This is a genomic window from Gulosibacter sediminis, assembly GCF_014904065.1.
Lineage (GTDB): Bacteria > Actinomycetota > Actinomycetes > Actinomycetales > Microbacteriaceae > Gulosibacter > Gulosibacter sediminis.
Genome location: NZ_JACXJG010000002.1, coordinates 333 through 26,649, shown reverse-complemented (window position 1 = coordinate 26,649; position 26,317 = coordinate 333). Strand labels below are relative to the sequence as shown.

Sequence of the window (26,317 nt, the reverse complement as noted above, 5' to 3'; positions counted from 1 at the left end):
GTCGTGCAATCCTCACGATAAGATTTTCGTTTAGTGCCAGCGTACCGCCCGCACTCTGTAGCAACGGAATCAGGAGTCTCCTGTGTCGCTTCGGCTGCTTGCCGTCCACGCCCACCCCGACGACGAATCGTCGAAGGGAGCCGCCACGTACGCGTCGTACGTTCATGACGGTGCGGAGGTGATGATCGTGAGCTGCACCGGCGGCGAAGCCGGCAGCATCCTCAACACTGCCGTGCACGCGCGTTCGCACGCCGAGCGTGACCTGCCGGGCCTGCGCCGACTCGAGATGGCCGAGGCGCAGCGGGTGCTCGGCGTCGAGCACCGCTGGCTCGGCTACCGCGACTCCGGCATGCCCGAAGATGGCGTGCTCGAACCCGGTACATTCGCGCGCATCCCGCTTGAAGTGAGTGTGCGGCCGCTGCTGCGGCTCATCCGCGAGTTCCGCCCGCACGTGCTCGTCACGTACGACGAGAACGGTGGCTATCCGCATCCCGACCACATCCGCACCCACGAGGTGTCGATGCTCGCGTGGCAGCTCGCGGGCGAGCAGCGCTACCCCGAGCTTGGTGAGCCCTGGGCTCCGAGCAAGCTCTACTACGACCGCACGATGAATCAGCGCCGTGCGCAATCGATGGCCGACCTCATTAAGGACCACCCCGAGGTGCACCTCACCGAGCGCATGGAGGCGATGCTCGAACGACTCATGAGCGTGGAAGCGAACCTCACGACGCAGATTTCGATCGAGCGCCACTTCGAGGTGCGCGACGCTGCGCTCCGCGCGCACGCGAGCCAGGTGGGGCCCGAGGACGAGTTCTTCTTCGGGTACCCGCGCGACCTCGAGCGCGAGGCCTACCCCTATGACGATTACGAGCTCGTCGCGAGCCGGGTGGCGTGTGAGCTGCCCGAGACCGACCTCTTCAACGGCATCGATGCGGAGGCCGAGAGCAAGTGAATCAGGTAGTCACCACGGTGTTCCTCGCGGCGACCGCGACGCCGACGCCCACCAACCAGCCGTTCGACCCCGTCGACGTCACGCCCGGTCCGGTCGGATTCTTCGCGACCGCGGCGCTATTCATCGCGGTCGGTCTCATCGCGATGAGCTTGATGCGCCGCTCGGCTCGCGCCAACGCGCGCTACGACATTCGCGAGCAGCTCGAGCGCGAGGAGCTCGAGCGCCAGGCCCGCGAGCGCGAGTCCGGTGAGACGGATGCTGAGGCGTCAGCCCCCGGCTCAGCCCAGGATGCAGAGGGCATTGACCCGACGCGGGAAGCGCCGGGTGACGAGGAGCCACGGGCATGACCGAACTTCTCGCCACCGCGCACGTCGAGGGCCTCGGGACCTTCGAACCACGTGACACGCTGACCACCATGCTGCGTCGCCGGGTCGAGGCCGACCGTGACTCGGTCTTCGCCGAACACCGCGTTGACGGTACCTTCACCCCGATCACGATCGGGCAGCTCGACGACGATGTGCGAGCCCTCGCCCGCGGCCTCGTCGCGGCAGGAGTCCAGTCGGGCGACGCGGTCGGCATCATGGCGGGCACCCGCTATGAGTGGACCGTCGCCGATTTCGCGGTGCTTTCTGTCGGCGCCGTCGTCGTGCCGATCTATCACACCTCGTCGGCCGAGCAACTCGTGTGGATGTGCACGGACGCCGAGATCCGCACCCTCATCGTCGAGACCGACGAGCACGCCGAGCTCGCCGCCGAAGTGCGCGCCTCCACCGGCCTCGAACGGGTCTTCGTGATCGACCGCGGCGACCTCGACGGTCTCGTCGAGTCGGGGGCGGCAGCCGACATCTCTGACGCAGACCTCGATGCCCGCGCCGCGAGCGTCGGGCTCGAAGACCTCGCGTCGATCGTGTACACCTCGGGCACGACCGGTCGCCCGAAGGGCGTCGAGCTCACTCACCACAACTGGCTTGCGCACGTCATCAATGGCGTCAGCGAGCCCGGGCTCGGCCGCGTCGTGCTTCCGAGTGACGAGGGCGTTGCCAAGCGCACCCTGCTCTTCCTGCCGCTCGCGCACGTGTACGGCCGCTTCGCCCAGTTCCTCTGCGTGCACTCCGGCACCGTGCTCGGCTACGCGCCGAACACGAAGAACCTCGTCACCGACCTGCAATCTTTCGAACCCACGTGGCTCATTGCCGTGCCGCGCGTGTTCGAGACCGTGTACAACGCGGCGGATGCGAAGGCCGGCAAGGGCGTCAAGCTCCGACTTTTCCGCTGGGCGGTTGACGTTGCGGTCGCATATTCCGAGGCGCTTGACGGGGGTCGGCCTGGGGCAGGCCTGCGGGCCCGACACTCGCTCGCCGACCGGCTTGTGCTCGGCAAGCTGCGCGACGTCATGGGTGGCCAGGTCGACTATGCCATTTCGGGCGGCGCGGCGCTGTCGCTGCGCCACGCGCACTTCTTCCGCGGCCTCGGCGTCACGATCATGGAGGGCTACGGGGCCACCGAGACGACCGCTCCCGCGAGCGTGAACCGCCCCGGTCGCATCAAGATCGGCACCGTGGGTGCCCCCTACCCGGGCATGTCACTCGCGGTGGCCGAAGACGGCGAGGTGCTGATTAAGGGGCCGAGCTTGTTCCGCGGGTACCACAACAACGCCGAGGCGACGGCCGAAGCGATCGACGCCGAAGGGTGGCTCCGCACGGGTGACCTCGGCGAGCTCGACGCCGACGGCTACCTGCGCATCTCTGGGCGCAAAAAGGAAATCCTCGTGACGGCGGGTGGCAAGAACGTACAGCCGGCCGTGCTCGAAAACGCGCTCCGCTCGCATCCGCTCGTCGGCGAGATCATGGTGGTCGGCGAGGGCAAGCCCTTCATCGCTGCGCTCATCGCCCTCGACGAGGCGATGCTGCCAGGGTGGCTCGAGAACCACGGCGTCGGACCGCTCACGCTCGAGCAGGCGCGCACGAACGAGACTGTGCTGAAGGCGCTGCAGGCCGAGGTCGACAAGGCCAATATGCACGTGTCGCGCGCCGAGTCGATCCGCAAGTTTGAGATCGTGCCGAGGATGTTCAGCGAGGATCGCGGTGAGGTATCGGCCTCAACAAAGCTGATTCGGCGGGTCGTCGAGGCGAACTTTGCCGACTCGATGGCGAAGATCTTCGACCACAAATAGTGAGGCCGAGGCTGCGCCCGGTTGCTAGATGGTGACCGGGTGCAGGACGATCAGCAGGATCGCGGCCCAGTGGCACACCCACGCGGCGACGGTTGCCGCGTGGAAGATCTCGTGGAAGCCAAAGGTGTTCGGCCACGGGTTCGGTCGCTTCAGCGCGTAGACGACGGCCCCGCCCGTGTAGATGAGGCCGCCAACGACGACGAGCACCATCATGCCGACCGAGGCATGCACGAGGTCGACGATGTACATCACCGCGATCCACCCGGTGACGAGGTAGAGCGCGACGTACAGCCAGCGCGGTGCCGTGATCCAGGCAACGTTGAAGACGATGCCGACGACCGAGATGCCCCAGACAAGGCCGAACAGCAGCCAGCCCTTTTCGGGCGGCAGCGCGAGCAACGCCAGCGGGGTGTACGTGCCGGCGATCAGCAGGAAGATGTTCGCGTGGTCGAAACGACGCAGTACCGCCTTCGTCCGCGGCTTCCAGTCGAAGCGATGATAGAGCGCCGACATGCCGAAGAGGATGATCGAACAGAGCGTGAAGACACTGACGGCAAAGACCCCACGCGCGGTCGACACGAATGGGAAGAGCAGCGTGCCGAGCACGAGGGCAAGCGGCGCCGCGCCGGTGTGGAGCCAGCCGCGCAGCAGCGGGCGTGCAACGGCGAGATAGTTGCCCTGCGCAGGGGCGCCCTCGACCGCACTGGGGTCGTTGGTTCGCGGCGCACGGGTCATCATCACGGTAGCGATGCTACGCCGTCGACTAGATTTGCGGATGTGAATCGACGAACCGTTGTGCGCATCCCGAGGTTTCTCTATCGGGTCTATGCGCGACGGTTGTGGAAGTCGCTCGTGCGGACGCAGGTGCGTCCGCAGCACGTCGCGATGATCATCGACGGCAACCGTCGCTGGGCGAAGCAGGTCGGGCTGACGGATGCGGCGGCCGGCCACCGCGCGGGCGCCGCGAAAATGATCGAGTTTCTGCAGTGGTGCGATCGCGCCCACATCGGCACGGTGACGCTCTATCTGCTCTCGCGGGACAACCTCACGAGCCGCTCGTCGAACGAGCTCACCCAGCTCATGACCATCATCGGGCACCTTGCGGAGCAGATCGCCGAGTCCGGCCGGTTCCAGGTGCAACACGTCGGCTCGACCGAGGGGCTCGCCCCCGAACTGGCCGAGACGCTCGAGCGCGTCGTCGCGGCGACGAGCGGCGCGACGGGCCCGCACGTGAACCTCGCGATCGGCTACGGCGGCCGCAACGAGATCGTCGATGCGATGCGCTCGATTGTGCGCAGCCACGCCGATTCTGGCGGGAGCATTCAGGAGCTCGCCGACATCGTGACGCCCGAAATGATCGGCGAGCACCTCTACACGGGCGGCCAGCCCGACCCCGACCTCATGATCCGCACGTCGGGCGAGCAGCGACTCAGCGACTTCATGCTCTGGCAGACGGCGCACGCGGAGTTCTACTTTGTCGAGGCGCTCGGCCCCGACCTCCGCGAGGTCGACTTCCTCCGGGCGCTGCGTGACTTCGGCAAGCGCGAGCGGCGCTACGGTTCGTAGCCGGCCCAACGCATCCTGCGGTTCGACCCCGCCCATCCCGCGCCGAGGTCGCGACGCGCCGGGCGACGCGCGCGACACGCCGGAGGCTTCAAGTGCTGCCTGCGACTTTCGCCGCATTCGGTCGGCTCACTAGTCGACTTCTATCATTCCAGTCACATCCGTCACGCCCAGAGTGAACTTCCGGTTACGAGTTCGGAGGCATCTTTGGATTCCGCGCCCCGCTACCGAGTTTGTGAGGTGTGTCGGCGTAGCTTGCAGGTATCAGGTATGCGTCCTGATCGAAGCGGCCACACAAGTTCGTTTCGACACCCAGTGGCCGTTTTGCACCAGCAACGAGCATCCCGCTCGGCGAGGAGCAGCTTCCGTGACCAGCACCACCACTCCCGACCACCTCGATGACGCTAGCCGGGGTAAGCCCTGGCCTGAGCTCGAGCAGCTGAACGGGGGTGAGTCGGGCGCGGAAGTCGCGGTGCGCACCTACGTGCTCGACACCTCCGTGCTACTGAGCGACCCGCGCGCCATGTTCCGCTTTGAGGAGCACGAAGTCGTGATTCCCATCGTCGTGGTCACCGAACTCGAGAAGAAGCGTCACGATCTCGAGATCGGCTATTTCGCGCGCCAGTCGCTGCGCCTGCTCGATCAACTCCGGGTCGAGTACGGTCGCCTCGACCTCCCGATGCCGGTGGGCGAGCAGGGCGGCACGATCCGCGTCGAGCTCAATCACTCGAACCAGCAGATCCTGCCGAGCGGCATGCAGCAGGGCGACAACGACACCCGCATCCTTGCCGTGGCAGCGAACCTCGCCGACGAGGGCGCCCACGTCACGGTGGTGTCGAAGGACACCCCGATGCGCGTCAAGGCCTCGGCGATCGGCATGTCGGCCGACGAGTACCGGCACGAGCTCGCGCGTGACACCGGCTACACCGGCACGGGTCAGCTCGCCCTTGGCGCCGACGACATGAGCGACCTGTACGAGCACGAGGAAATCTCGACCGACGAGGTCGCCGAGCACCCGATCAACACCTCGCTCGTCATCAGCTCCGAACGCGGCTCGGCGCTCGGCCGGGTCGTCGACCGCGGTCGGGTGCGACTCGTGCGCGGCGACCGCGACGTCTTTGGCGTGCACGGGCGATCGGCCGAGCAGCGCCTCGCGCTCGACCTGCTCATGGACCGAACGGTCGGCATCGTCTCGATCGGTGGCCGTGCCGGAACGGGGAAGTCGGCGCTCGCGCTGGCCGCGGGGCTCGAGAACGTGCTCGAGCGAGGACTGCAGCGCAAGATCATGATCTTCCGCCCGCTCTACGCGGTGGGCGGCCAGGATCTCGGCTACCTGCCCGGCGACGCCGACGAGAAGATGAGCCCGTGGGGTCAGGCCGTCTATGACGCGCTCTCGTCGATTGTCTCGGACAACGTCATCGACGAGGTCATCAGCCGCAACATGCTTGAGATCCTGCCGCTGACGCACATCCGCGGTCGTTCGCTGCACGACGCCTACGTGATCGTCGACGAGGCCCAGTCGCTCGAGCGCAACGTGCTCCTCACGATGCTCTCGCGCATTGGCCAGAACTCGAAGGTGGTGCTGACGCACGACGTTGCGCAGCGAGACAACCTCCGCGTTGGCCGCCACGATGGCATCGCCTCGGTTATCGAGACGCTCAAGGGCCACAAGCTGTTCGGCCACATCACCCTGACCCGTTCCGAGCGAAGCGACATCGCGGCGCTCGTGACCGACCTGCTCGAGGACTACAACTTCTAGCGAACTGCGACGCGGCCGCCGACTCGGCCTGTGGATAAGTCGGCCGCCGCGTCGTCGTTGCTCGCTACGCTCGGGCGCGTGTGGGGGAGTATCCTGGTTATCGGCTACGCGGCGGTTGCGACGGTGCCACTCGTGCGCGTCGACCTGCGTGAGCACCGGCTGCCGAACGCGTGGACCCTGCCGGGGTGGGTCGCCGCGAGCGTCGGCGTGCTGCTGCAGTGGGGTATCACGGCGCAGTTCCCGGTCGCGGCGGTGCTCGCGGGCGTGCTCGCGCTCGTGCTGTTCGGCGCCTTCGCGCTCGTCGCTGGCATGGGCATGGGCGACGTCAAGCTTGCGGTGCCGCTCGCAGTCGGGCTCGGGTTGCTCGGTGGACAAACCCCGTTGGTTGGCTTGGTCGTTGCGTTCGTCGCCGGTGGGCTTGCCGCGACGGCCACGCTGGTGCGCACGCGCCAGCGGGATGCTCAACTCGCGTTCGGCCCGTGGCTGCTCGTCGGCTTCTGGGTCGCCGCCATTGGCGAACTCTCCGGCGGCGTACACGCCGGTCAACTAGGCTAGAAAGGTCGAATTTTCGCCGTGGAGAAAGGCACACACGTGGTGAACACCCCCGAGACCGAGTACCGGATCGAGCACGACACGATGGGGGAGGTGCGCGTGCCGAAAGAAGCCCTTTACGCCGCGCAGACCCAGCGTGCCGTTGAGAACTTCCCGATTTCGGGCAGCCGACTCGAGGACCGCCAGGTGATCGCGCTCGCGCAGATCAAGCGCGCCGCGGCGATCGTCAACGAGCGCCTCGGCATCGTTGACTCGGCTCGCGCCCAGGCAATCGTGCAGGCTGCCGAAACGATTATTGGCGGCGCCCACCTCGACCAGTTCCCGATCGACGTCTACCAGACCGGTTCGGGCACCTCGTCGAACATGAACATGAACGAGGTGCTCGCGAACCTCGCCACCGCCTCGCTTGGCGAGCAGGTGCACCCGAACGACCACGTCAACGCGTCGCAGTCGTCGAACGACGTCTTCCCGACCTCGGCCCACGTCGCCGTCACCGGTTCGCTGCTCGAGGAGCTCGTGCCCGCGCTGACGCACCTCGCCGAGGCACTCGAGGCAAAGGCCACCGAGTGGAAGGACGTCGTGAAGGCGGGCCGCACCCACCTCATGGACGCCACCCCGGTCACCCTCGGCCAGGAGTTCGGCGGCTACGCCCGCCAGATTCGCCTCGGTATCGACCGCGTCAACGCGACCATCTCGCGCGTCGCCGAGGTTCCGCTTGGCGGCACCGCGACCGGCACCGGCATCAACACGCCGGCCGGCTTCTCGGAGCAGGTCATCGCCGAGCTCGCGTCGAACACGAACCTCCCGCTGCACGAAGCGGCCGACCACTTTGAGGCCCAGGGCGCGCGCGACGGCCTCGTCGAGGCCTCGGGCGCGCTGCGCACGCTCGCCGTGTCGCTCGTGAAGATCAACAACGACCTGCGTTGGATGGGCTCGGGCCCGAACACCGGTCTCGGTGAGATCGCGATTCCCGACCTCCAACCCGGTTCGTCGATCATGCCCGGCAAGGTCAACCCGGTTGTGCCCGAGGCCGTGCTCATGGTCGCCTCGCGCATCATCGGTAACGACGCGACCATCGCCTTCGCCGGCGCCTCGGGCGCATTCGAGCTCAATGTGCAGATTCCGGTGATGGGCACGGCGCTGCTCGAGTCGATTCGCCTGCTCTCGAACTCGGTGCGGGTGCTCGCCGACAAGACCGTCGTCGGCCTCACGGCCAACGTCGAGCACGCCCGTGACCTCGCCGAATCGTCGCCCTCGATCGTGACGCCGCTGAACCGCGTCATCGGTTACGAGGCCGCCGCCAAGGTTGCGAAGTACGCCGTGGCGAACAAGGTCACCGTGCGCCAAGCCGTCATCGACCTCGGCTTCGTCGAGCGCGGCGAGATCACCGAGGCCGACCTCGACGCCAAGCTTGACGTGCTCAAGATGACCTCGCCGAACCTCTAGCGAGTCAGCGATGAGCAAGGGCCCGGGCGCATTGCCCGGGCCCTTCTTCGTTGCCGCGTGAGCTTGGTCGCCCTAGTTGGCCGGAATCTGGTCGGCGATCGACTCGGCGACCTGCTGCACCGACTCGACCGAGCCAGAACCGAAAACGATGTAGGTCGCGTCGTCACGGGTCGCGACGAGCACGTAGCGGTTGTTGCCGGCATCCTCGCGCGAGAGGTCCATGTAGTCGTACTCGTCCCACGTCACTCCGCCAACCTCGACCGTGCCAGTCGGCGTGCGGTTACCAACCTTGTCGTAGGTCCAGGTGTCGTTTGCGTTGACGCCCTGGCGAATGCCGACGAACTCGTCTGCTTGGCCATCGACGATGTCGAGCAGGCCGATGTACCACTCGGTGACGTCGTCGTTGCCGGTGCGAATCTCGGTGCCGTTTGACTGCCAGTTGTCGCCCAACTCCGGCACCACGAGGGGAACCTCGAACTGCGGCTGCGCCTCTTCGGCGGCCGCCGTGAAGTCGATGTCGGGGAGCTCTTCCGCGTCATTTCGCGGCACGATCAGCACCATGACGAACATGAGCACCACGCTGACACCGAGCGCCGCAATGAGGTTCTGAATCGTCTTGCGCTGACGGTACTTGCGCGACGATTCTGCCTTGCGGGCGGCAGTCTCTTCGGGGGTTTCCGGTCGACCGAGTTCGGCGACAACCGGGGGATCTTGGGGGCGCTCGGCCAAGTGTTACTCCTGGGAGGATTCGGGGTTGTGCTGGTCGCGGGCCCGCTCGAGGCGCTCGCGAGCGCCCTTGAGCCACTGTTCGCAGCGTGCGGCGAGCGCCTCCCCGCGCTCCCACAGTCGTAGGGACTCCTCGAGAGGCTGCGAGCCCTGTTCGAGCGATTGCACGACGAGGGCAAGCTCGTCGCGGGCCTGCTCGAAGCTGAGTTCGTCCACGGGGGTGGGCTCGGATGCCTGGGGTTCGGCCATGGTGCTCATTCTACGGTTGCCTCGATTCTGCCGTCGGTGACACGGATGTTGAGTTTCGCGCCGGCTTCGACACCGGATGTGCTCGTGACGAGCCCGGGTGCGGCCCCGTCGACGCGTTCGACGATCGCGTAGCCGCGCTGCAGGGTGCCGAGCGGCGACAGCGCCGCGAGGCGGTGCCCCAGGCCACTCACCTCGTCGGAGGCGCGGCGCAGGTGCCAGTCCATGAGTTCGCTGCCGCGCGTGGCGAGGCGCCCAACCTCGTCGCCACGCTGGTCGATGATCCAACTCGGGTTCGCGAGGGCGGGGCGCGAGCGCAGGTCTTCGAAGCGTCGGCCCTCGACGCGCACCAGCTCGGTGACGTGGCGGCGGATGCGCGCCCGCAGCTGGGTCACGAGGTCGAGTTGCTCGGCCACGTCTGGCACGACCCGTTTCGCGGCATCGGTCGGGGTGGATGCGCGCAGATCGGCCACCTCGTCGAGGATTGGCCGGTCGGCCTCGTGGCCGATCGCGCTGACAAGCGGCGTCGTGATGGCCGCTGCGGCGCGCACGAGCGTCTCGTCACTGAATGGCAGCAGGTGCAGGAAGTCGCCACCGCCGCGGGCGATGATGATGACGTCGACCTCGGGGTCGGCGTCAAGTCGCTGCATCGCGGCGAGCACCTCGGCGGCTGCGTTGTCGCCCTGCACGCGCGCATACTCGGTGCGGAACTGCACGGCTGGCCAGCGGAGCTCGGAGTTGCGGCGCACATCCTTCTCGGCGTCGGAGTCGCGGCCGGTGACGAGGCCGATCTTGTTCGGCAGGAAGGGGAGCCGCCGTTTGCGGCTGGCATCAAACAGACCCTCGTCGGCGAGCTTGCGGCGCAGTCGCTCGAGCTGCTCGAGCAGCGTGCCGAGGCCGACGTGGCGCATGTCGTAGACCTGCAGCGAGAGCGAGCCGCCCTTGACCCACACGTCGGGCTTCGCATTGATGATGACGCGGTCGCCCTTGCGGAACTCTTCGGTAAGACGCTCGCGCACCGACCGCCACATGACGATTGAGAGTGAGGCGTCTTGTTCGAGGTCTCGAATCTTGGCGTAGGCGTGGCCGCCGCGGATGTCATAGCTCGTGAGCTCGCCTTCGACCCAGGCCGAGCCGAGCCGAGAGACCCAATCGTGGATCGCCTGCGAGATATACGACACCTGGAACGGCTGCTCGGGGGAGGACTGGTTCACCGCCAAGCGAAATCACCTGCCTTACCTGAGCGAGTCAACCTAGAATGGTGACGATATGAGTGGCCGAGCTGTAAATCTTTCCATGCCCCGCGTTCCGCGGCCTGCTGTCACCCTTGAGGATCGTCCGGTGGACGGTCACAAGCGGGTGCTGCTTGCCGCCCCTCGAGGATACTGCGCCGGCGTTGACCGGGCCGTGGTAGCTGTGGATAAAGCGCTCGAGCGCTACGGCTCCCCGGTCTATGTGCGAAAGCAGATCGTCCACAACAAGCACGTGGTATCGGAGCTCGAGCAGCGCGGCGCGATCTTTGTCGACGAGGTCGACGAGGTGCCCGAGGGGTCGCATCTCGTGTTCTCGGCGCACGGCGTGTCACCGATGGTCAAGGAGGCTGCGGCCGATCGCGAGCTGCAGACCATCGACGCAACCTGCCCGCTCGTGACGAAGGTGCACCGCGAGGCCACGCGCTTCGCCAAGCAAGACCGCCAGATTCTGCTCATCGGTCACGTCGGCCACGAAGAGGTCGAGGGCACCGCGGGCCACGGCGGCGACAACGTCACCATCGTGAACTCGCCCGAGGAGGCCGACACGGTCGTCGTGCCCGACCCCGACAACGTGGTGTGGCTCTCGCAAACGACGCTCTCGGTCGACGAGACGATGGAGACGGTGAACCGTCTGCGCGCGCGCTTCCCCAACCTCCAGAACCCACCTTCGGACGACATTTGCTACGCAACGCAGAACCGCCAGGTTGCGATCAAGAAGGTCGCGGCCGAGTCCGACCTCGTAATCGTGGTCGGTTCGGCGAACTCGTCGAACTCGGTGCGCCTCGTCGAGGTGGCGCTGCAGCACGGCGCGAAGGCGTCGTACCGCATTGACTACGCCGATGAGATCCAGCAGGAGTGGCTCGATGGTGTCGAGACGGTCGGCGTGACCTCCGGCGCATCCGTGCCTGAGGTGCTCGTGCAAGAGACGATCGATGCCCTCGCGACCGCCGGCTACGGCGACGTTGACGAGGTGCAGACCGCGGTGGAGGACCTCATGTTCTCGCTACCGAAGGAACTGCGCAAGGACCTCGAGCACGACGACCGCGGACTCGGCGGCCACGGCGGCGGCGTCTCGTCAAAGTCGTAAAGAGCGCGTCGTAAGCAAGNGCGCGCATCCGCCAGCCCCTCAACGAGGGTCGAGCGCGGCGTGAGTCGCCCGCTTGGCCCTCGTTATTGTGTTGGCGTCGGGCTCGGCGCGGGCGCGCCGTTCGCGAACCAGTCGATGACCTCGGGATGCGCAAACATCGCGGCCGTGACGACCGCGAGCGTGATAGCGACCGCGATGACGGCGCCGACGGCGGCGCACCACATCGCCCGCTTGCCCGAGTTCCAGCGGCGCACGGCGACGTAGAGCCATACGGCGTAGTTCACGACGTGCGCGATCACGCCCGCCGTGGCGACGAGGTCGAGGTCGGCCGGTCGTACATAGGCGCCGAGGTCGAGCTGGTGGTACAGCAGTGCGACCTGGGTCACGAGCGATTGCTCGGTGACGCTCGACATGTGGATGATGGTGCCGAAGATGCCGAGCACAAATAGGCCGACGCCCATGATTCGGTCACCGCGCAGCCGGAGGCGGCGCAGTTCTTCGGGTGAAAACTGGCCACCGGGCCCTGGCTGCTTGCCTCGGGGCCCGGTGGATGGGGGTTGGGTCACGGGTGGCGCTAGATGGACTGCGACTTGCCGTGCGAACCGAGCTGTTGCGTGGCCTCGACGATGCGCTCCGACATGGCGGTCTCGGCCTTCTTGCCCCACGAGCGGGGGTCGTAGACCTTCTTGTTGCCAACTTCGCCGTCGATCTTGAGGAAGCCGTCGTAGTTCTTCAGCACGGTGTCGGCCACCGAACGCGAGAACGCGTACTGCGTGTCGGTGTCAATGTTCATCTTGATGACACCGTTGCGCACGGCGGTCGCGATTTCCTCGGCCGACGAACCCGAACCGCCGTGGAACACGAGGTCGAGCGGCTTCTCGGCGGTGCCGTACTTCTCGGCAATGCCGGCCTGCAACTCGGCGAGGAGCTCCGGGCGAAGCTTCACGTTGCCGGGCTTGTACACGCCGTGCACGTTGCCGAAGGTGAGCGCGGCCATGTAGCGACCCCGCTCGCCGAGGCCAAGCGCCTCAACGGTGGCGACGACGTCGTCGATCGTGGTGTAGAGCTTGTCGTTGATCTCTGCGGCAACGCCATCTTCTTCACCGCCGACAACGCCGATCTCGACCTCGAGGATCTGCCCGTTGTTCTTGATGCGGGGCAGCAGTTCCTTCGCGATCTCGAGGTTCTCGGCGAGCGGCACGGCCGAGCCGTCCCACATGTGCGACTGGAAGATCGGCTCTTCGCCGCGCTTTACGGCCTCCTCCGAGGCCTCGATGAGCGGCAGCACGAACGTGTCGAGTGCGTTCTTCGGGCAGTGGTCGGTGTGCAGCGCCACCGTGATCGGGTAGTTCTTCGCGACCTCCTTGGCGAACGCCGCCATGGCGAGCGCGCCGGAGGCACGGGCAGTGCGCGTCTGACCGGCGAAATAGTCGGCGCCGCCGGTCGTGACCTGCAGGATGCCGTCAGAGCCGGCCTCAGTCAGGCCCTGCAGCACCGAGTTGATGGTCTGCGAGCTTGAGACGTTGATCGCCGGGTAGGCGAATCCGCCGTCCTTGGCGCGGTTGAGCATTTCTGCATACTGGTCTGGTGTGGCGATGGGCATTGCGACTCCTTCACTGTCGATCGACACGAGCATCGACTCTCGCAGTGTATCGATGTGTGTTGGACACACCTTGCATGTGAACGGTCATCTGTGCGTTGTGTCGCGCCGGTAGTCTGAAGTCAGATTTTCCACGACCGAAAGGGTTCAGCGTGTCCGAAGTCATTGAAGCGGAGCTCATCGAGCACCCCGACCGCAACCTCGCAATGGAGCTGGTTCGCGCCACCGAGGCCGCTGCCATTCGTGCCGTGCCGTGGATCGGTCGCGGCAATAAGAACGGCGCCGACGGCGCCGCGGTCGACGCGATGCGCAAGTTCCTCGCCACGGTGGAGTTCCAGGGCGAGGTCGTCATTGGTGAGGGCGAGAAGGACGAAGCGCCCATGCTCTTCAACGGCGAGATTGTCGGCAACGGCACCGGCCCGCTGTGCGACATCGCGGTCGACCCGATCGATGGCACGAGCCTGACCGCGGCCGGTCGCCGCAACGCGATCAGCGTGATCGCGGTGGCCGACCGCGGCTCGATGTACAACCCCAAAGAGGTCTTCTATATGGAGAAGATCGTCACGGGCCCGGCAGGGAAGGGCATCATCGACCTCGAGCGCCCGATCGGTGAGAACATCACCGGCCTCGCGAAGGCCCTGGGCAAGCACGTCGATGACATGACAATCGCCGTGCTCGACCGTCCCCGCCACGAAGAGCTCATCTCGGACATCCGCGCCGCCGGCGCCGGCACCTCGCTGCTGCTTGACGGTGACGTCGCGGGCGGCATTAATGCCGCCCTCGAAGACGGCACCGTCGACATGTGCGTCGGCATCGGCGGCACCCCCGAGGGCATCATCACGGCCTGCGCGATCAAGGCGCTCGACGGCGTCATGCAGGGCCGCCTTTACCCGCGCAACGACGAGGAGCGCAGCAAGGCGGTCAACGCTGGTCACGAGCTCGGTCGCGTGCTGTCGGCCGACGACCTCGTACGCACCGACAACACCTTCTTCGTTTGTACCGGCGTGACCGACGGTGGCCTCGTGAAGGGTGTCAACCGCGAGCGTGACCGCATCACCACCGACTCGGTCGTGCTGCGCGCCCGGTCGGGCACGTTCCGTCGCGTGACCGCGGTGCACCGCGCATCGAAGTGGCTCGCTGACGAGGCGTAGACCACACCGAACCCTGGTCGAGCCCGGGCGCCGATTACCGGTGCTCGGGCTCGACTTTTGCGTCGGGCACGAGCTCGGGGGCAATGACGGCCCGCGGTGTTTTCTCGACCGACTTCGGCGTCTCGATGGGTTTCGCCGCGGCATCGAACTCGGCGAGCCGACGCGCGGTTGGCAGTACTCGGCTCTCGTAGGACCCGACGAACTGGTCATAGGCCTCGACCGAACCCCGTAGTTGGCGGCCGAGCTTCGCGAGGTGGCCCGACGCGGTGCCGATGCGGCGATAGAGGTCGCTTGAGAGCGCCAACACCTGCTCGACCGACTCGCTCACGCGTTCTTGCTGCCACGCGGCGGCGATCGAGCGCAGGATCGCCCAGAGCGTGGTCGGGGACGCGAGCGCGACGCCCTTGGCAAAGGCGTCGTCGAGCAAGGCCGGGTCGGCGGTGACCGCCGCCGAGAGTGCCGCCTCGCTCGGGAGGTACGCGACGACGAAGTTCGGCGAGCCCGGTACGACGGCCTGGTAGTTGCGGGCTCGCAGGGTGTCGACGTGGCCCCGCACTGCCTGCGCATGCTCGCGGAGAAGTCGCGACCGCAGCTTGGCGTCGGCCTCGGTGCCGGGCTGGGGCACACGCATCCCTTCGAGGAAGCGTGACATCGGCGCCTTCGCGTCGACGACGAGCGCGTGCTCGCCGGGCAAATGTACGACGGCATCGGGACGCAGCACACCGTCGTCGCCGTTCACCGAGACCTGGGTGTCGAAGTCGACGTGGGGGAGCATCCCGGCGCTCTCGAAGAGATTGCGCAGCTGAGCCTCGCCCCAGTTGCCACGGGCGGTGCCGGAGCGAAGCGCCGCAGTGAGCTGCTCGGTGGCCGCCCGCAGCTCGGCATCGGAGCTTGCCTGCACGCGCAGCTGCTCGCTGAGCCGGCCGTGCAGCTCGAGGCGTTCTTGTTCGAGCTCGCGCACCGTGAGGCGCAGGCGAGAGAGTTCGCTGCGCATCGGCGCGAGCTCTTGCAGGATGCGCGCATCGCCCGAGCCGCGAAGCTCGGCCTGCGTCTGTGCCTGCCGAAGCTCGTCGACGCGGGCCTCGGCCGTCAGGGCGCGCCCGCGTGTGACGAGCACGCCGATTACCGCGCCGAGCGCGACGCCGATGAGAAGATCAATGATGAGGCCTGCGATGTCCATGCCTGCAGCGTGCCATGAGCCTGCGACATGGCCCGCCAACGACTAGGAGTTGCGACGGAACAGGCCGCGAATGCCGCCCGGTCGCTGACGCGGCGACGGCGTCGCGGCGGGTACGGGTGCTGGGCCCGGAAGCGTTGCCGTCTCGAGCCAACTCGCAAACGAGGCCCATTCGAGCGCGAGTTCGTTGCCGGTCGGTCGGCCGTAGGCGTCCGCAATCGCTAGCGCCGCCTGCAGCGGTTCTTCGTCGGCGGTGCGCTGCTTGGCAAGGGCGGCGCGGGCTTGAACACCAGGGAGCTCGGTGAGGATGCCGTGCTCGTGCAGTGCCTCGACGAGCACGTCAAACCGCTCGGTCATTGGCGGTTGGGCCTTCGCGAGACGGCGGCGCCGGTCGGCAAGGGCCCGCACTGCGAGGCTGGCGGCGCCGCTGTCGGACTTCGCGAGTTCGAGCAGCTTCGTGTCGGCAAACGGCGCGTTGGTGCGTTCGAGGGCGTCGATGTACTGCTCGAGTTCGCGGCCGTGCAGTTCGTCGTAGCCCTCGGCGAGTTGGTTGAACTGCTCGGCGACGCTCGGCGAGCGCGTGCCCGCGAGCACCTCGCAGGTCGCGGTCCACGACGCCGGCGGGTCGCCCGGTCGCGGGTTCGCGGTCGGCACGGCGTCGAGTGGTTCGGCCTCGCCCCAGTACGAGAGCACGACGCGCTGCACATCGTAGGAATCTGGTGTGGCCCGGGCCGCGGCGACGAGGAGATTGTCGGCAGCGCGCTCGGCGGTGTCGACGAGATCGGACGCGGCCATCGCGGCCTCGAGTTGCGTCAGGTCATCTGTGGCCGTCGGTTCGGCTGGCTGCTCGGTAGCCTCTTCGTGCTCCGACGACTCGTCTTCGGTGACCTGTGCTGCCGCGCTCGCCGCGCTATTGTGGCGCACGATCGCCTCGTGAGCGCGCTCGAGCAGCAGCCGACGCAGCGGCAGGTAGACCTCTTCGGCGTCGTCGGGGTGCAGCATCCGCGCGGCCTGCGCCGCTTCGGCCGGTAGATCGGCGTCGGTGCCGTGCTCGCCCCATTCCCGCAGCGCGGCGAGCGACTTTGCCCCGAACGCGCGCCGCGTGCGAGCGCCAGGCTCGGCGATGACGGTGCGCCACGCGAACTGCTCGGGGAACACTTCGGGCCACGTTTCCGCGATCTCGTCGATCGCGCGGTGGTCGTCGAAGGCGTCCGCGAGAATCAGCGCGATGCCGGCCTGCGCATCCTTGTCATTGCGGTCGCGCAGCGAGTTCCACCGAGCCAGCGACTTGCGGTAGGCCGCGTCGCCCCCATCGGCGATGATTGCGATGGCGATGCCCGTGGCGTCGATGTTCTCGGGGCGCTCAAGCAGGTGCTGCCAGCGGGGTGCGGTCAAGGGATGCTCCTTGCGGTGGTCAAAATGTTGCGTCGGCCACGAGTTGGTCGTGCGCTGGCGCATCCTCGGGTTGCAGGTGGCGGATCTGCACTCGGGACGAGCTCGCAAGCTCGTCCATGTCGGTGAAATCGCCAGTGCGTGCGACGTCGACGACGATCGCCGCGCACGCCTCGGCATCCGCGAGGGGGTCGTGGTGGTTCTCCAGGGTATAACCGGCGGCGGCCGCCGCGCGAGGCAGTTTGTACGAGGGAAGTTGGTAGCTCGTGCGGGCGAGTCGGAGCGAGCAGAAATAGCGCATACCGGGCACCGGGAGATGGCTCGCGCGCGAGGCTGCGACGATCACCCCAATGTCGAAGCCCGCGTTGTGCGCGACGACGACGTCATCGCCGATGAACTCGATGAGCCGCTGCAAGCTTTCGCGCCACCGGGGTGCGCGGGCGACGCGCTCAGGGCTCACGCCGTGCAATTGAATATTGAAGGGCTCAAACCGGTCGTGGCCGTCGGGCGGGTGGATGAGCCAGGTCTCGCGTTCGATGAACTCGCCGTCACGCACCCGCACGACACCGACCGCGCAGGCGGAGGCGGGGGAGCGGTTGGCCGTTTCGAAGTCGACGGCGGTGAAACTGACTGACATGTGGCTCAATGGTGGCACGACCCCCTGACATTGTCGGGCCGCCGCGGGCGATCAGCCCGGCCGGTAGACTAGGGCGCCGTGGCTCTTACTATCGGAATCGTCGGACTGCCCAACGTCGGCAAGTCCACCCTCTTCAACGCGCTGACCAAGAACACGGTGCTTGCCGCGAACTACCCGTTCGCGACGATCGAACCGAACGTCGGCGTCGTTGAACTGCCGGATGCGCGGCTCGGCCAGCTCGCCGAAATCTTCGCCTCGCAGCGGCTGCTGCCGGCAACGGTGTCGTTCGTTGACATCGCCGGCATCGTGAAGGGCGCGAGTGAGGGTGAGGGGCTCGGTAACCAGTTCCTCGCGAACATTCGTGAGGCGGATGCGATCGCGCAGGTCGTGCGTGGATTCTCCGACCCCGACGTCGTGCACGTCGACGGCGCGGTGTCGCCCGCGAGCGACATGGAGACGATCAACACCGAGCTGATCCTCGCCGACCTGCAGACCCTCGAGAAGGCGATTCCGCGCTTCGAGAAGGAAGTCAAGGGGAAGAAGCTCGACGCGTCCGTGCTCAACGCCGCGAAGGAAGCACTCGCTNTGCTCAACGAGGGCAAGCTGCTCTCGAGCAGCGATCTCGACCTCGAGCCCGTTCGTGAGCTCGGCCTGCTTAGCGCGAAGCCGTTCATCTACGTCTTCAACGTCGACGAGGCGATCCTCGCCGATCAGGGCAAGCTCGACGAGCTCGCCGCGCTGGTTGCGCCCGCTCAGGCGGTATTCCTCGACGCGAAGACCGAGTCGGAGCTGATCGACCTGCCCGCCGACGAAGCTGCCGAACTGCTCGAGGCACTCGGCCAGGATGAGTCGGGTCTCGACCAGCTCGCGCGCGTCGGCTTCGACACGCTCGGCCTCCAGACCTACCTCACGGCCGGCCCGAAGGAAGCGCGCGCCTGGACCATCCGCAAGGGCGACAAGGCACCCCAGGCTGCTGGCGTGATCCACACCGACTTCGAGCGCGGCTTCATAAAGGCCGAGGTCGTCTCGTTCGAGGATCTCCTCGCGGCGGGCTCAATGCAGGACGCCAAGGCGGCCGGCAAGGTACGCATCNGGACGGCGACGTGGTCGAGTTTCGATTCTCGAACTAAACGTCTGGGGGTGAGAAGCACAGTTGGGGTCCGGCAGCTGGTGGGTCCATGGAGGTGTGCTGCGGGTATTCTGGGGCAGAGCATCTGTCCTGCTCATCGCTCATCGCGGTGGCCGTACTTGAACTGAATCCTTGACTGCTTGAGGAGGAGCCTGAGATGAGCTCGACCAATTTCGCCATTCGCATGATCACTGTTGACTGTGAGGATCCAGCGCGGCTTGCGGCGTTCTGGTCTCAAGCCACGGGGTGCCCTGTGGCTGCTGACTATGGTGACTTCGTCATGGTGGGTTCTGTTCCGGCACTCGGCTTTCAGCGTGTCTCGGATGTAACTCCTGGAAAGAATCGAATTCACTTCGACGGTGGCGGAGAAGACCGCGAAGCCTTGGTTCGTCGGCTCCGTGACCTTGGCGCGACCGAACACGAGACGCGCAACGTCCCCGGGCTAACGTGGACGACCATGACCGACCCAGAAGGCAACTACTTCTGTGTTGGTAACCCCGAGGGATGAGTCCTGTAGAGATGTGCAGGCTCCATCAGGCGGCGTGAGATTTCCCTAGAGTCTCAAGGCTAGCGACGCTACCGTGACGGCTGCATGCACCGAAACTCGGTTGAATTTAGATTCAGTTTGTAAGATGCCTGGTCAGAAGCATCTTTCGGTCCAGTTGGTAGAAGGAGTTCGGTTCGGCTCTGGCATCTGAGTCCGTGTCTCGTCGCGCGGGTGGGTGGGGGCTGTTGTGTCGATCACCGGCCTCAGGCGTTGAAGTTGAATGCCATCTCGCGTACACTCTGGAGTACTAAGACCGGTTCCGCCTACTTCGGTAGGTCCAGGGCCGGTCCTCATTTTTTTTTCCGGGGCGGTGGCGTGTGGCGGAGCAGGTGAAGTCGTACAAGACGTACGACGAGCAGGTTGATCTCCTGCTCAGGCGCGGCATGCTCATCGAAGACCGCGCCGTTGCTGCCAAGACACTGGCGCGGGTGAACTACTACCGGCTCAGCGGCTACTGGTATCCCTTCCGTGTTCAGCGCGAGGATGGCCGGGCTGACGACTTCTACCCTGACACCAGATTCGACGACGTCGTTGCGCTCTATGAGTTCGATGCCAAGCTGCGCGGCGCAACGTTCGAAGCGCTCATGCCGATCGAACTCGCAATCCGCACTCTCCTCGGCCACGAACTGGGGCGCGTCGATCCGAGTGCCCATCTGGATCCGACTCTCTTGGGCCCAGTCGCCCGGCGCGGTGATGCCCATGCAAAGTGGTTGCGACGCTACAACGAATCGTTTCGCCGCTCGCGCGAGGACTTCGTTGCCCACCACAAGAAGAAGTACGGCGGGCAGGTTCCTGTGTGGGCGGCCGTCGAGCTGTTGGATTGGGGCAGCCTCAGCCGCCTGTTCGACTTCGCTCCGCGTCGCGTGCAGGAGGCGGTCGCTGATGCTTGTCTGCTGCGTGCACCGCAGCTGGGCAGCTGGTTGAAAGTCCTCAATGTTGTACGGAACACCTGCGCGCATCATGGGCGCTTGTTCAACAGGGTTCACGCCATCACCCCGAAGCTGCCCGTGCCTGGAGTGCACGATGATCTCGACTCCGCCGACGCCGACTGGAACCGCACCTTTGGCCAGCTCACGCTGATCCAGTACCTGCTCGACCGTCTCGAAGTGGGCTCGACTGGCTTGCTCCCTGCCGTGGTCAAGACCTATCCGGACGTTCGCGTCATCCCGATCTCACACATGGGGGCACCTCCGCGATGGCAGGAAACGGGTCGGCTGTGGCGCGGTGACAAACCGCCGGGAGTTGGCGCGTAGAGCTCGCTTCGGCCAGATCGTTGCGGCTGGGGGAGCTTGAGAGAACATGGCCGTTTTGTTCATGCTTACTGGAGTTGTGTACTTCTACCCTCGGGGGTATGGCTTCTCTCAGTGTTGTTTCAATCGTTGTCTCGAACATGGCCGCGTCCATCGGCTTCTACTCTGACCTCGGTCTGACGTTGTCAGGGGGAGGGCCGGATGACGATCACTCCGACTTCGCTGGCGACGGTGTTCGCGTCATGCTCGACACCGAATCCTTGATGTGCAAACTGCATCCGGAGTGGGTGAGGCCGACGGGCGGGCACGCGATGGCACTGGCATTTGAGTGCGAGTCTCCCGAGGCGGTCGACAGAACCTTCGAGTCACTCGTCAAAGCAGGGCACGTATCGGTCCAGGTGCCATGGGACGCCTTCTGGGGGCAGCGATACGCGACCGTTGCCGATCCCGACGGCAACCCGGTTGATCTGTTCTGCGCGCTCTGATCACCTGGCCGGGGTGTTGAGGTCTCGTCGGTCCCTCCACAAATGTGAACTGTCCGCATAGCCGCACCAAGCTGCGACATCGGATTTCCTCAGCCCGTTGCCGAGAAGCTGTTCAGCTCTCCGCACTCGTAGTACTCGCTGCAGGTGCTTGGGGCCATATCCGAACCAGCGCATGGACAGCCGACGAAGCTGGCGCGGTGACCAGCTTGCCGATTGTGCCACCTGCTCGATCGAGATTCCTCGCCATAGTTGATCGGCAATCTTGATCGAGGTTGGCTCCACCGCGCCTGCGGGAAACACTGTCATCAGGTGTTTGATGTCGTGGAGGTCCTTTGGGCTGACCCGCGTACGCGTCAGGTCTTCCAGCGGCACAACTTGATCGGTCACCAAATTGGCTGGGATGTCCAACAGCCCGGGTAGCAATCCGGGATGGAACCGAACGCCCCACATCGGACATCCATTGTCAGCGCCGGCGAAGTGTCGTGCACGGGTGTCGGCACCTGCCACGACGATGGTCTCCCCGTCGGTAACGAGATCCATGCACCCATCCGGCAGGATGATCCCTGATGTCGCCGGGCCGTCTGCGGCCCACTGCTCTATCAGCGGTAACGATGAAAAGGGCGGCAGCACCGTCCGATTGTCCCACGCGAGGACAGGCGAGGTCCGTTCGCGATCGTCGTAATGGTTCTTTTCACCGGAACTCGGTCGAGTTCAGGTTTAACGTCTAGTCGATTCTGACCCAGACGTGCTGGCTGGGAGGGGCAGGCCCAGCCGGCCTGGGTTCACGCTGGGTCTTCGCCCTGCGTGCCCCGGCGGGTGATCATCCGGTCGATGTGGCCGATGTGTTCATCGATGCGATCTGCGGGAATGCGCGCAGATGCCTGGAGTGTGGCCAGGCCGTGACAGCAGGCCCACAGCAGTTCGGCTGCGGCTACCGCGTCGTCGATGTGAGGCGCTTGGCGAGCCACATGCTCCGTGAGCGCGTTGAACGCGCCGGTGAGTTCAGGTGGAGTATGGGTGTCCGCAAAGGGTAGTGGCGTGGGGTTCGTGAACATGGCGTCGTACAAGCGCGGATGCTCGCGCACGAAGCCGAGATAGGTGTGGCATACCGCTTCGAGGCCGCGGCGATCGCCGATTCCGGCGTCGAGAGCGCGGACGCGTTGCTCGAGGTCGGCGAACCCTTGGAGGGTGACGGTCCGGATCACATCTTCGCGGCTGGAAAAATGTTGGTAGAGCACCGGTTGGCTGAAGTCGATGCCGTCCGCGAGACGACGAGTCGTGACCGCCTCCCAGCCTTCTGCTTCGGCTATCTGGCGAGCCAACTCGACTATCTGCTGGCGACGGGCGAGTTTCCGGCGTTCGCGCGGTGTCGTATCGGTGCTGCGGCTATTCATCGGGACCCCACAATCAGGAGGGCGGCCCCGACAATCATGAGCAGAGCGGTCGGCGCGTGGATGCACCACGCTGCCAGCCGACTTCCTCCTGAGGCCAGTACCGTTGCTGCGTCTCCGAGCGGGATGAGTGCGAACGCGAGCACAGCCCATCCGATTGTCTCGAGGGGGGCGGTCAGCAGGAGCACCCCGGCGACGACTCCGCAGGTTGCATCGCGCACTCCTTTAATTCGCAGCCAGGGCGTGCTGCTGGACTCGGGGATATCCGTGAGTCCGAAGGAGGTGGCTGCGGCCCTGGGTGCGAGAAGGTACATCAGGCCGATGGCGGCAATGGCCAGACCGGATAGAGCGGTGATGGTGAGGCCCGTGATGATCATGGCACGATTCTATCTATGATAGGTTTTCTGTCAATGACAGGAACAGGTCCGTGCGGACATCGTAAGTGCGGTCCGGCCGGCGATCCTGAGGTTGCTCTGTTCCGGAACTCGGTGGAGTTCCGGTTCAACGTGTGATGTGAGCCGATCCTGCTCCGCGGGCCCCGTCGATCTTCGTGATCAGCGGGGCTTCGTTGGCTTGTTCTGGGCTGTCCGCATCCAGCCATCTGCGCTATCATGGTTGATAGCAGAAGGAGGTGGCCCGGATGTCATCCATCATCGTGCGCGGTCTCGATGACCACGTGAAGCAGCAGCTCGCATCGCAGGCGAAGGAGCACGGGCGGTCCATGGAGGCCGAGGTCCGCGACATCCTCACGAAGGCCGCTCGACGGCCGCACATCGGCATGGCTCTTCTGTCTGCGGCACGGGATGTCGAAGGGGTTGACGAGTTGCCGATTCCGACGCGCGATGATGTTGCAAGGGCGGCGGACTTCGAATGATCGTCCTCGACACGAACGTCATCTCGGAGATCTTTCGGCCCTCTCCGGAGCCTCGTGTCGTCGAGTGGCTTGTGTCCTTGACGGGCGACGTCGCGATCACTTCCATCACTCTCGCGGAGTTGCTTGCCGGTGTGCGCAGGCTCCCGAACGGCCAACGCAAAGACGAGCTGGCGCAGAGGATCGATGAAGCGGTAGCGCCGTATCGGGGGAGCCGGTCGGTGCTCGCCTTCGATACTGACGCGGCGGAGCGATACGCGGAGGTGCTCGCGTCGCGTGAGGCAGCAGGCGCGCCGGTCAGGACAGCCGACGCCCAGATCGCCGCGATCTGCCTGGCGCACGGGGCCACCTGCGCTACGCGCAATGTGAAGGACTTCCAGCACACCGGCGTCGAACTGGTGGACCCATGGAAGGTGGACGCGTGAAGCGTCATTCGATCGAGGTCCTCGCCCACCAGGAACTCACTGAGGCCGATCTGGGTGAACTTCGGCTGCTCTTCGACAACGAGTACCTCAAGGAGTTCGGAGAGTGGGATCCACAAGAGCCATACGGCTACGCGTCACATGATGTCCACATCATGGCGCGGATCGAAGACCGCGTCATTGGCCACGTGGGATGGGCGCACCGCGAGATCGCTGTCGGTACGGAGACCCTCGCGATCGCGGGAGTCGGCGGTGTCTTGATCTCCGCTGACGCAAGAGGGATGCGTCTCGGGCGCGAACTCATGAGCTGGGCAGCGCAATCGATGCGCGATCGCGGTCGCCTCGCGTTCCGCTACTTGGGCTGTCGAGAGCAAGTCGTCCCGTTCTACGAGTCATGTGGTTGGAAGAGGATCCTTGCTCGCGAGAAGTCGATCGGGCGTGATGGCGAATCTGTCGTGGACGAGCTCAGCCCGCCGATCCTCATCCTGCCAATCGCCCCGCTCGAGACATGGCCTGACGGAGACGTCGACCTGCGCGGGCGGGCTTGGTAGTCGCTGACTGCAGATGATTCTCCGTGCCGGAACGCGGTTGAATTCAGGTTCAACGTGTAGCACGGGTGCTACGCTTGGTGCATGGGTACGGCTGAAGCACACAGTGAGAGCCTCTCGCAGCGCGAGTTGCGCAACGAATCTGGACGCGTGCTGCGTGAGGTGAGCGAGGGGCATTCGTTCGTGCTGACCAATCGCGGTATCCCCGTCGGGCGCATCGTTCCGCTCGATGCCCCGCCGTCCGCGCTACCCATCTCGCGACCGGCCAAGCGAGTCGGTGGTTGGTCCGACCTGAAGCCTCAGCCGACTGACCGCGACCGGCCGATGAACCGAATCCTCGACGAACTGCGGGGAGACCGGGTGTGAGTACCGCTCCGCTGGTGTATGTCGATACGTCCGCGCTCGGCGCACTGCTTGTTGCTCAGCCCGAGACTCAAGAGTTAGTGAACTGGCTTGATCGCGAGGATGCGTGCCTTGTCTCGAGTGATCTTCTTGAGACCGAACTGCGTCGCATGGCGGTCCGGGAAGGCCGGGACCAGTCGAATGTGAGCGCACTCTTGGAGGGTGTGTCGCTGGCGGCCCTCGACCGCGCAACGTATCGATCCGCTGGCTTCCTGCCGATGCAGTATCTGCGTACTCTTGATGCCTTGCATCTGGAGGCTGCCATTCGTCTTGACGCTGATGCTGTCTTGACCTATGACCGTCGGCTTGGGGAAGCGGCCGAGACGGCTGGGCTCGATGTCATCTCCCCTGGCGCGGTCGGGTGATCCGAGTGAACGAATTCGTGGACCGTGCGCGTTCATTTGTCGCGGCAAACTATCCGCAGGCAGATGCGGCATTCCGATCCGAGGAGAGCCGATACATGATGCATCGCACGGACTGTCATTCATGAAACTGCGCCTGCGGCCGATGGACGTGTCTGATGCCGACACGTTCGCCGATTGGGGATCTGATCCGGTGTTTCTTGCTCATGCGGGTGGAGCGGCCGTGCGACGGTCGAGGAATTGACTGTCTGGTGGGTAGCATCCATCGCGGCACCAGATCCCCAGCTCGTCCGGCTGTCCGCTGTAATGGGAGATGACGTCGTGGGATATGTGGACCTCCATGGGGACGAGCGGAGTACGCGCGAACTCGGCTTCGTCATCGGNCGAGGCTTGGGGACAATGGCGGCCTCGGCGGGGCTCGAGTATGGGTTCGATGTGCTCAAGCTCTCGTCCGTATGGGCGGAGGCGGTCGACGCCAACGTCGGTTCGCTCCGGGTGCTGGAGCGGATCGGCATGACGCGCACCGGCGCAGGTGATGACGACATGTTTCTCGGGGTGACTTCCACGTACTCACGCTTCGCGTTGTCCCGATCAGACTGGGAACAACGCTAGGGTGCACTGCCCGGCGTTTCCCACAGGTCCGGGGTCGTTCCTATCTGTGGCGATGCGGTGGAGTTCCGCTTTAACGTGTGACCTGCCGCTTCTGCGTGCATCGCCCCGGTCGTCGATGACGGCCGGGGGTGTTCGCCTTCTACCAGGCCCGCGGGTAGTCGAGCGTCAGCAGCATGTCGTCGCGGATGTCGCGCAGAGTCGTCTCATCGAGTTCGCCGATCCGGATGCCGCGTGAGCGCTGCGGGGTGACGACATCGTCGTCGGGGCTCCACGCGCGGAGGACGGCGATGCGGGAGACGTGTGGGACATGATCGGGCAGTTCGCGAAGCCAGCCGAGCCAGCGTTCCGCGCTGATCTCGTCCTCGCGCGCAGGATCGGCCCGCCGGCCGATCAGCGAGTCGCAGTCGCACATGCGTGTTGTCAGGGTGAAGACGCGCGAAGAGCCGCGCACACGGCTCGAGCCGATGCTCATCTCTTCGGCGACGGGCGCGACGCCGAGCCGTTCCGTGGTGAATTGCTGGAACTCGCTGGTGAAGGCCGCGGCGTTCACCGCCCAGAGATTGATCGCGCACATGGACGTTCAC

General features: G+C 65.7%; 31 protein-coding genes and 1 pseudogene. 19 read left to right on the top strand and 13 right to left on the bottom strand.

Annotated features, from left to right (window positions below; all coding sequences use genetic code 11):
* Positions 1-82: 82 nt before the first annotated feature.
* Genes mca through ID132_RS00830 form a run of 3 tightly spaced genes read left to right on the top strand, consistent with a single transcriptional unit; the run spans position 83 to position 3,125 of the window.
* Complete coding sequence (gene mca / locus ID132_RS00840; protein ID WP_193127630.1) at positions 83-952, top strand: mycothiol conjugate amidase Mca; 870 nt, start codon at positions 83-85, stop codon at positions 950-952.
* A complete protein-coding gene (locus ID132_RS00835; RefSeq protein ID WP_193127629.1) occupies positions 949-1,299 on the top strand; it encodes a hypothetical protein in 351 nt (116 codons plus the stop codon). The genes mca and ID132_RS00835 overlap by 4 nt, the downstream gene beginning before the upstream one ends.
* Positions 1,296-3,125: an AMP-dependent synthetase/ligase gene (locus ID132_RS00830; protein ID WP_193127628.1), complete on the top strand. Its 1,830-nt coding sequence runs from the start codon at positions 1,296-1,298 to the stop codon at positions 3,123-3,125. The genes ID132_RS00835 and ID132_RS00830 overlap by 4 nt, the downstream gene beginning before the upstream one ends.
* Positions 3,126-3,149: 24 nt before the next feature.
* Here the strand turns inward: ID132_RS00830 and trhA are convergent, their stop codons facing one another.
* A complete protein-coding gene (trhA, locus tag ID132_RS00825; RefSeq protein ID WP_193127657.1) occupies positions 3,150-3,860 on the bottom strand; it encodes a PAQR family membrane homeostasis protein TrhA in 711 nt (236 codons plus the stop codon).
* Positions 3,861-3,902: 42 nt separating this feature from the next.
* Between trhA and ID132_RS00820 the strand changes: the two genes are divergently transcribed.
* The 4 genes from ID132_RS00820 to ID132_RS00805 all read left to right on the top strand — a co-directional run bounded on the left by ID132_RS00820 (position 3,903) and on the right by ID132_RS00805 (position 8,445).
* The gene (locus ID132_RS00820) at positions 3,903-4,691 is read left to right on the top strand and encodes an isoprenyl transferase (protein ID WP_125106262.1); all 789 of its coding nucleotides are present in this window, start codon (positions 3,903-3,905) and stop codon (positions 4,689-4,691) included.
* Between the two features lie 364 nt (positions 4,692-5,055).
* Complete coding sequence (locus ID132_RS00815) at positions 5,056-6,447, top strand: PhoH family protein (RefSeq protein WP_193127627.1); 1,392 nt, start codon at positions 5,056-5,058, stop codon at positions 6,445-6,447.
* A gap of 30 nt (positions 6,448-6,477) precedes the next feature.
* On the top strand, positions 6,478-7,002 hold the full coding sequence (locus ID132_RS00810; RefSeq protein ID WP_193127626.1) for a prepilin peptidase: 525 nt from the start codon (positions 6,478-6,480) through the stop codon (positions 7,000-7,002).
* Between the two features lie 18 nt (positions 7,003-7,020).
* Entirely contained in the window at positions 7,021-8,445 is a 1,425-nt protein-coding gene (locus ID132_RS00805) for a class II fumarate hydratase (RefSeq protein ID WP_413229332.1), read from the top strand.
* A 72-nt stretch (positions 8,446-8,517) separates the two neighbouring features.
* On the opposite strand, the gene ID132_RS00800 is transcribed toward ID132_RS00805, so the two are convergent.
* Genes ID132_RS00800 through xseA form a run of 3 tightly spaced genes read right to left on the bottom strand, consistent with a single transcriptional unit; the run spans position 8,518 to position 10,631 of the window.
* Positions 8,518-9,174: a DUF4245 domain-containing protein gene (locus ID132_RS00800; protein ID WP_193127625.1), complete on the bottom strand. Its 657-nt coding sequence runs from the start codon at positions 9,172-9,174 to the stop codon at positions 8,518-8,520.
* 3 nt (positions 9,175-9,177) lie between these two features.
* On the bottom strand, positions 9,178-9,420 hold the full coding sequence (locus ID132_RS00795) for an exodeoxyribonuclease VII small subunit (protein WP_125106259.1): 243 nt from the start codon (positions 9,418-9,420) through the stop codon (positions 9,178-9,180).
* A 5-nt stretch (positions 9,421-9,425) separates the two neighbouring features.
* Positions 9,426-10,631 (bottom strand): exodeoxyribonuclease VII large subunit, encoded by a 1,206-nt coding sequence (xseA, locus tag ID132_RS00790; protein ID WP_328743312.1) that lies wholly within the window; start codon positions 10,629-10,631, stop codon positions 9,426-9,428.
* Between the two features lie 82 nt (positions 10,632-10,713).
* On the opposite strand from xseA, the gene ID132_RS00785 reads away from it, so the two are divergent.
* Positions 10,714-11,757 carry a 4-hydroxy-3-methylbut-2-enyl diphosphate reductase gene (locus tag ID132_RS00785; protein WP_125106257.1) on the top strand — a complete coding sequence of 348 codons (1,044 nt, stop codon included), beginning with the start codon at positions 10,714-10,716 and terminating at the stop codon, positions 11,755-11,757.
* 83 nt (positions 11,758-11,840) lie between these two features.
* Here the strand turns inward: ID132_RS00785 and ID132_RS00780 are convergent, their stop codons facing one another.
* Together ID132_RS00780 and fbaA are read right to left on the bottom strand one after the other, a co-directional pair.
* Positions 11,841-12,323 (bottom strand): DUF6264 family protein, encoded by a 483-nt coding sequence (locus ID132_RS00780; RefSeq protein WP_193127622.1) that lies wholly within the window; start codon positions 12,321-12,323, stop codon positions 11,841-11,843.
* An 8-nt stretch (positions 12,324-12,331) separates the two neighbouring features.
* Positions 12,332-13,360 carry a class II fructose-bisphosphate aldolase gene (gene fbaA / locus ID132_RS00775; RefSeq protein WP_193127621.1) on the bottom strand — a complete coding sequence of 343 codons (1,029 nt, stop codon included), beginning with the start codon at positions 13,358-13,360 and terminating at the stop codon, positions 12,332-12,334.
* A gap of 203 nt (positions 13,361-13,563) precedes the next feature.
* Here fbaA and glpX point away from each other — a divergent pair, with 203 nt between their 5' ends.
* Positions 13,564-14,508, top strand: coding sequence for a class II fructose-bisphosphatase (gene glpX, locus ID132_RS00770; protein WP_193127655.1), 945 nt, complete (start codon positions 13,564-13,566; stop codon positions 14,506-14,508).
* 34 nt (positions 14,509-14,542) lie between these two features.
* Here the strand turns inward: glpX and ID132_RS00765 are convergent, their stop codons facing one another.
* From ID132_RS00765 to ID132_RS00755, 3 genes are read right to left on the bottom strand one after another with little or no spacing between them, the layout of a single operon-like run.
* A complete protein-coding gene (locus ID132_RS00765) occupies positions 14,543-15,688 on the bottom strand; it encodes a DNA recombination protein RmuC (RefSeq protein ID WP_193127620.1) in 1,146 nt (381 codons plus the stop codon).
* A 42-nt stretch (positions 15,689-15,730) separates the two neighbouring features.
* Positions 15,731-17,080 (bottom strand): hypothetical protein, encoded by a 1,350-nt coding sequence (locus ID132_RS00760; RefSeq protein WP_193127619.1) that lies wholly within the window; start codon positions 17,078-17,080, stop codon positions 15,731-15,733.
* 19 nt (positions 17,081-17,099) lie between these two features.
* Positions 17,100-17,714, bottom strand: coding sequence for a 3'-5' exonuclease (locus ID132_RS00755; protein WP_193127618.1), 615 nt, complete (start codon positions 17,712-17,714; stop codon positions 17,100-17,102).
* Between the two features lie 78 nt (positions 17,715-17,792).
* Here ID132_RS00755 and ychF point away from each other — a divergent pair.
* The 4 genes and pseudogenes from ychF (at position 17,793) to ID132_RS00735 (ending at position 21,125) form a co-directional block, all read left to right on the top strand.
* Positions 17,793-18,844: pseudogene (gene ychF, locus ID132_RS00750) on the top strand (redox-regulated ATPase YchF).
* A gap of 156 nt (positions 18,845-19,000) precedes the next feature.
* On the top strand, positions 19,001-19,351 hold the full coding sequence (locus ID132_RS00745; protein WP_193127617.1) for a VOC family protein: 351 nt from the start codon (positions 19,001-19,003) through the stop codon (positions 19,349-19,351).
* 368 nt (positions 19,352-19,719) lie between these two features.
* Positions 19,720-20,643 (top strand): Abi family protein, encoded by a 924-nt coding sequence (locus ID132_RS00740; protein ID WP_328743254.1) that lies wholly within the window; start codon positions 19,720-19,722, stop codon positions 20,641-20,643.
* Positions 20,644-20,741: 98 nt separating this feature from the next.
* A complete protein-coding gene (locus tag ID132_RS00735; protein WP_193127616.1) occupies positions 20,742-21,125 on the top strand; it encodes a VOC family protein in 384 nt (127 codons plus the stop codon).
* Here the strand turns inward: ID132_RS00735 and ID132_RS00730 are convergent, their stop codons facing one another.
* The 3 genes from ID132_RS00730 to ID132_RS00720 form a co-directional block, all read right to left on the bottom strand.
* Complete coding sequence (locus ID132_RS00730) at positions 21,126-21,755, bottom strand: helix-turn-helix domain-containing protein (RefSeq protein ID WP_193127615.1); 630 nt, start codon at positions 21,753-21,755, stop codon at positions 21,126-21,128. It abuts the gene before it with no gap.
* A 152-nt stretch (positions 21,756-21,907) separates the two neighbouring features.
* Positions 21,908-22,519, bottom strand: coding sequence for a TetR/AcrR family transcriptional regulator (locus tag ID132_RS00725; protein WP_193127614.1), 612 nt, complete (start codon positions 22,517-22,519; stop codon positions 21,908-21,910).
* On the bottom strand, positions 22,516-22,893 hold the full coding sequence (locus tag ID132_RS00720; RefSeq protein ID WP_193127613.1) for a DUF4267 domain-containing protein: 378 nt from the start codon (positions 22,891-22,893) through the stop codon (positions 22,516-22,518). The genes ID132_RS00725 and ID132_RS00720 overlap by 4 nt, the downstream gene beginning before the upstream one ends.
* 263 nt (positions 22,894-23,156) lie before the next feature.
* Between ID132_RS00720 and ID132_RS00715 the strand changes: the two genes are divergently transcribed.
* From ID132_RS00715 to ID132_RS00690, 6 genes are all read left to right on the top strand, one after another.
* A complete protein-coding gene (locus ID132_RS00715) occupies positions 23,157-23,390 on the top strand; it encodes a FitA-like ribbon-helix-helix domain-containing protein (protein WP_193127612.1) in 234 nt (77 codons plus the stop codon).
* Positions 23,387-23,812: a type II toxin-antitoxin system VapC family toxin gene (locus ID132_RS00710; protein ID WP_193127611.1), complete on the top strand. Its 426-nt coding sequence runs from the start codon at positions 23,387-23,389 to the stop codon at positions 23,810-23,812. The genes ID132_RS00715 and ID132_RS00710 overlap by 4 nt, the downstream gene beginning before the upstream one ends.
* Positions 23,809-24,360, top strand: a complete 552-nt coding sequence (locus tag ID132_RS00705) for a GNAT family N-acetyltransferase (RefSeq protein WP_328743245.1) — start codon at positions 23,809-23,811, stop codon at positions 24,358-24,360. The genes ID132_RS00710 and ID132_RS00705 overlap by 4 nt, the downstream gene beginning before the upstream one ends.
* Positions 24,361-24,441: 81 nt before the next feature.
* A complete protein-coding gene (locus tag ID132_RS00700) occupies positions 24,442-24,723 on the top strand; it encodes a type II toxin-antitoxin system Phd/YefM family antitoxin (RefSeq protein ID WP_125106234.1) in 282 nt (93 codons plus the stop codon).
* The gene (locus tag ID132_RS00695; protein ID WP_193127609.1) at positions 24,720-25,124 is read left to right on the top strand and encodes a type II toxin-antitoxin system VapC family toxin; all 405 of its coding nucleotides are present in this window, start codon (positions 24,720-24,722) and stop codon (positions 25,122-25,124) included. The genes ID132_RS00700 and ID132_RS00695 overlap by 4 nt, the downstream gene beginning before the upstream one ends.
* A gap of 303 nt (positions 25,125-25,427) precedes the next feature.
* Positions 25,428-25,733 (top strand): GNAT family N-acetyltransferase, encoded by a 306-nt coding sequence (locus tag ID132_RS00690; protein WP_193127608.1) that lies wholly within the window; start codon positions 25,428-25,430, stop codon positions 25,731-25,733.
* A 139-nt stretch (positions 25,734-25,872) separates the two neighbouring features.
* On the opposite strand, the gene ID132_RS00685 is transcribed toward ID132_RS00690, so the two are convergent.
* The gene (locus ID132_RS00685) at positions 25,873-26,283 is read right to left on the bottom strand and encodes a hypothetical protein (protein ID WP_328743244.1); all 411 of its coding nucleotides are present in this window, start codon (positions 26,281-26,283) and stop codon (positions 25,873-25,875) included.
* Positions 26,284-26,317 lie beyond the last annotated feature (34 nt).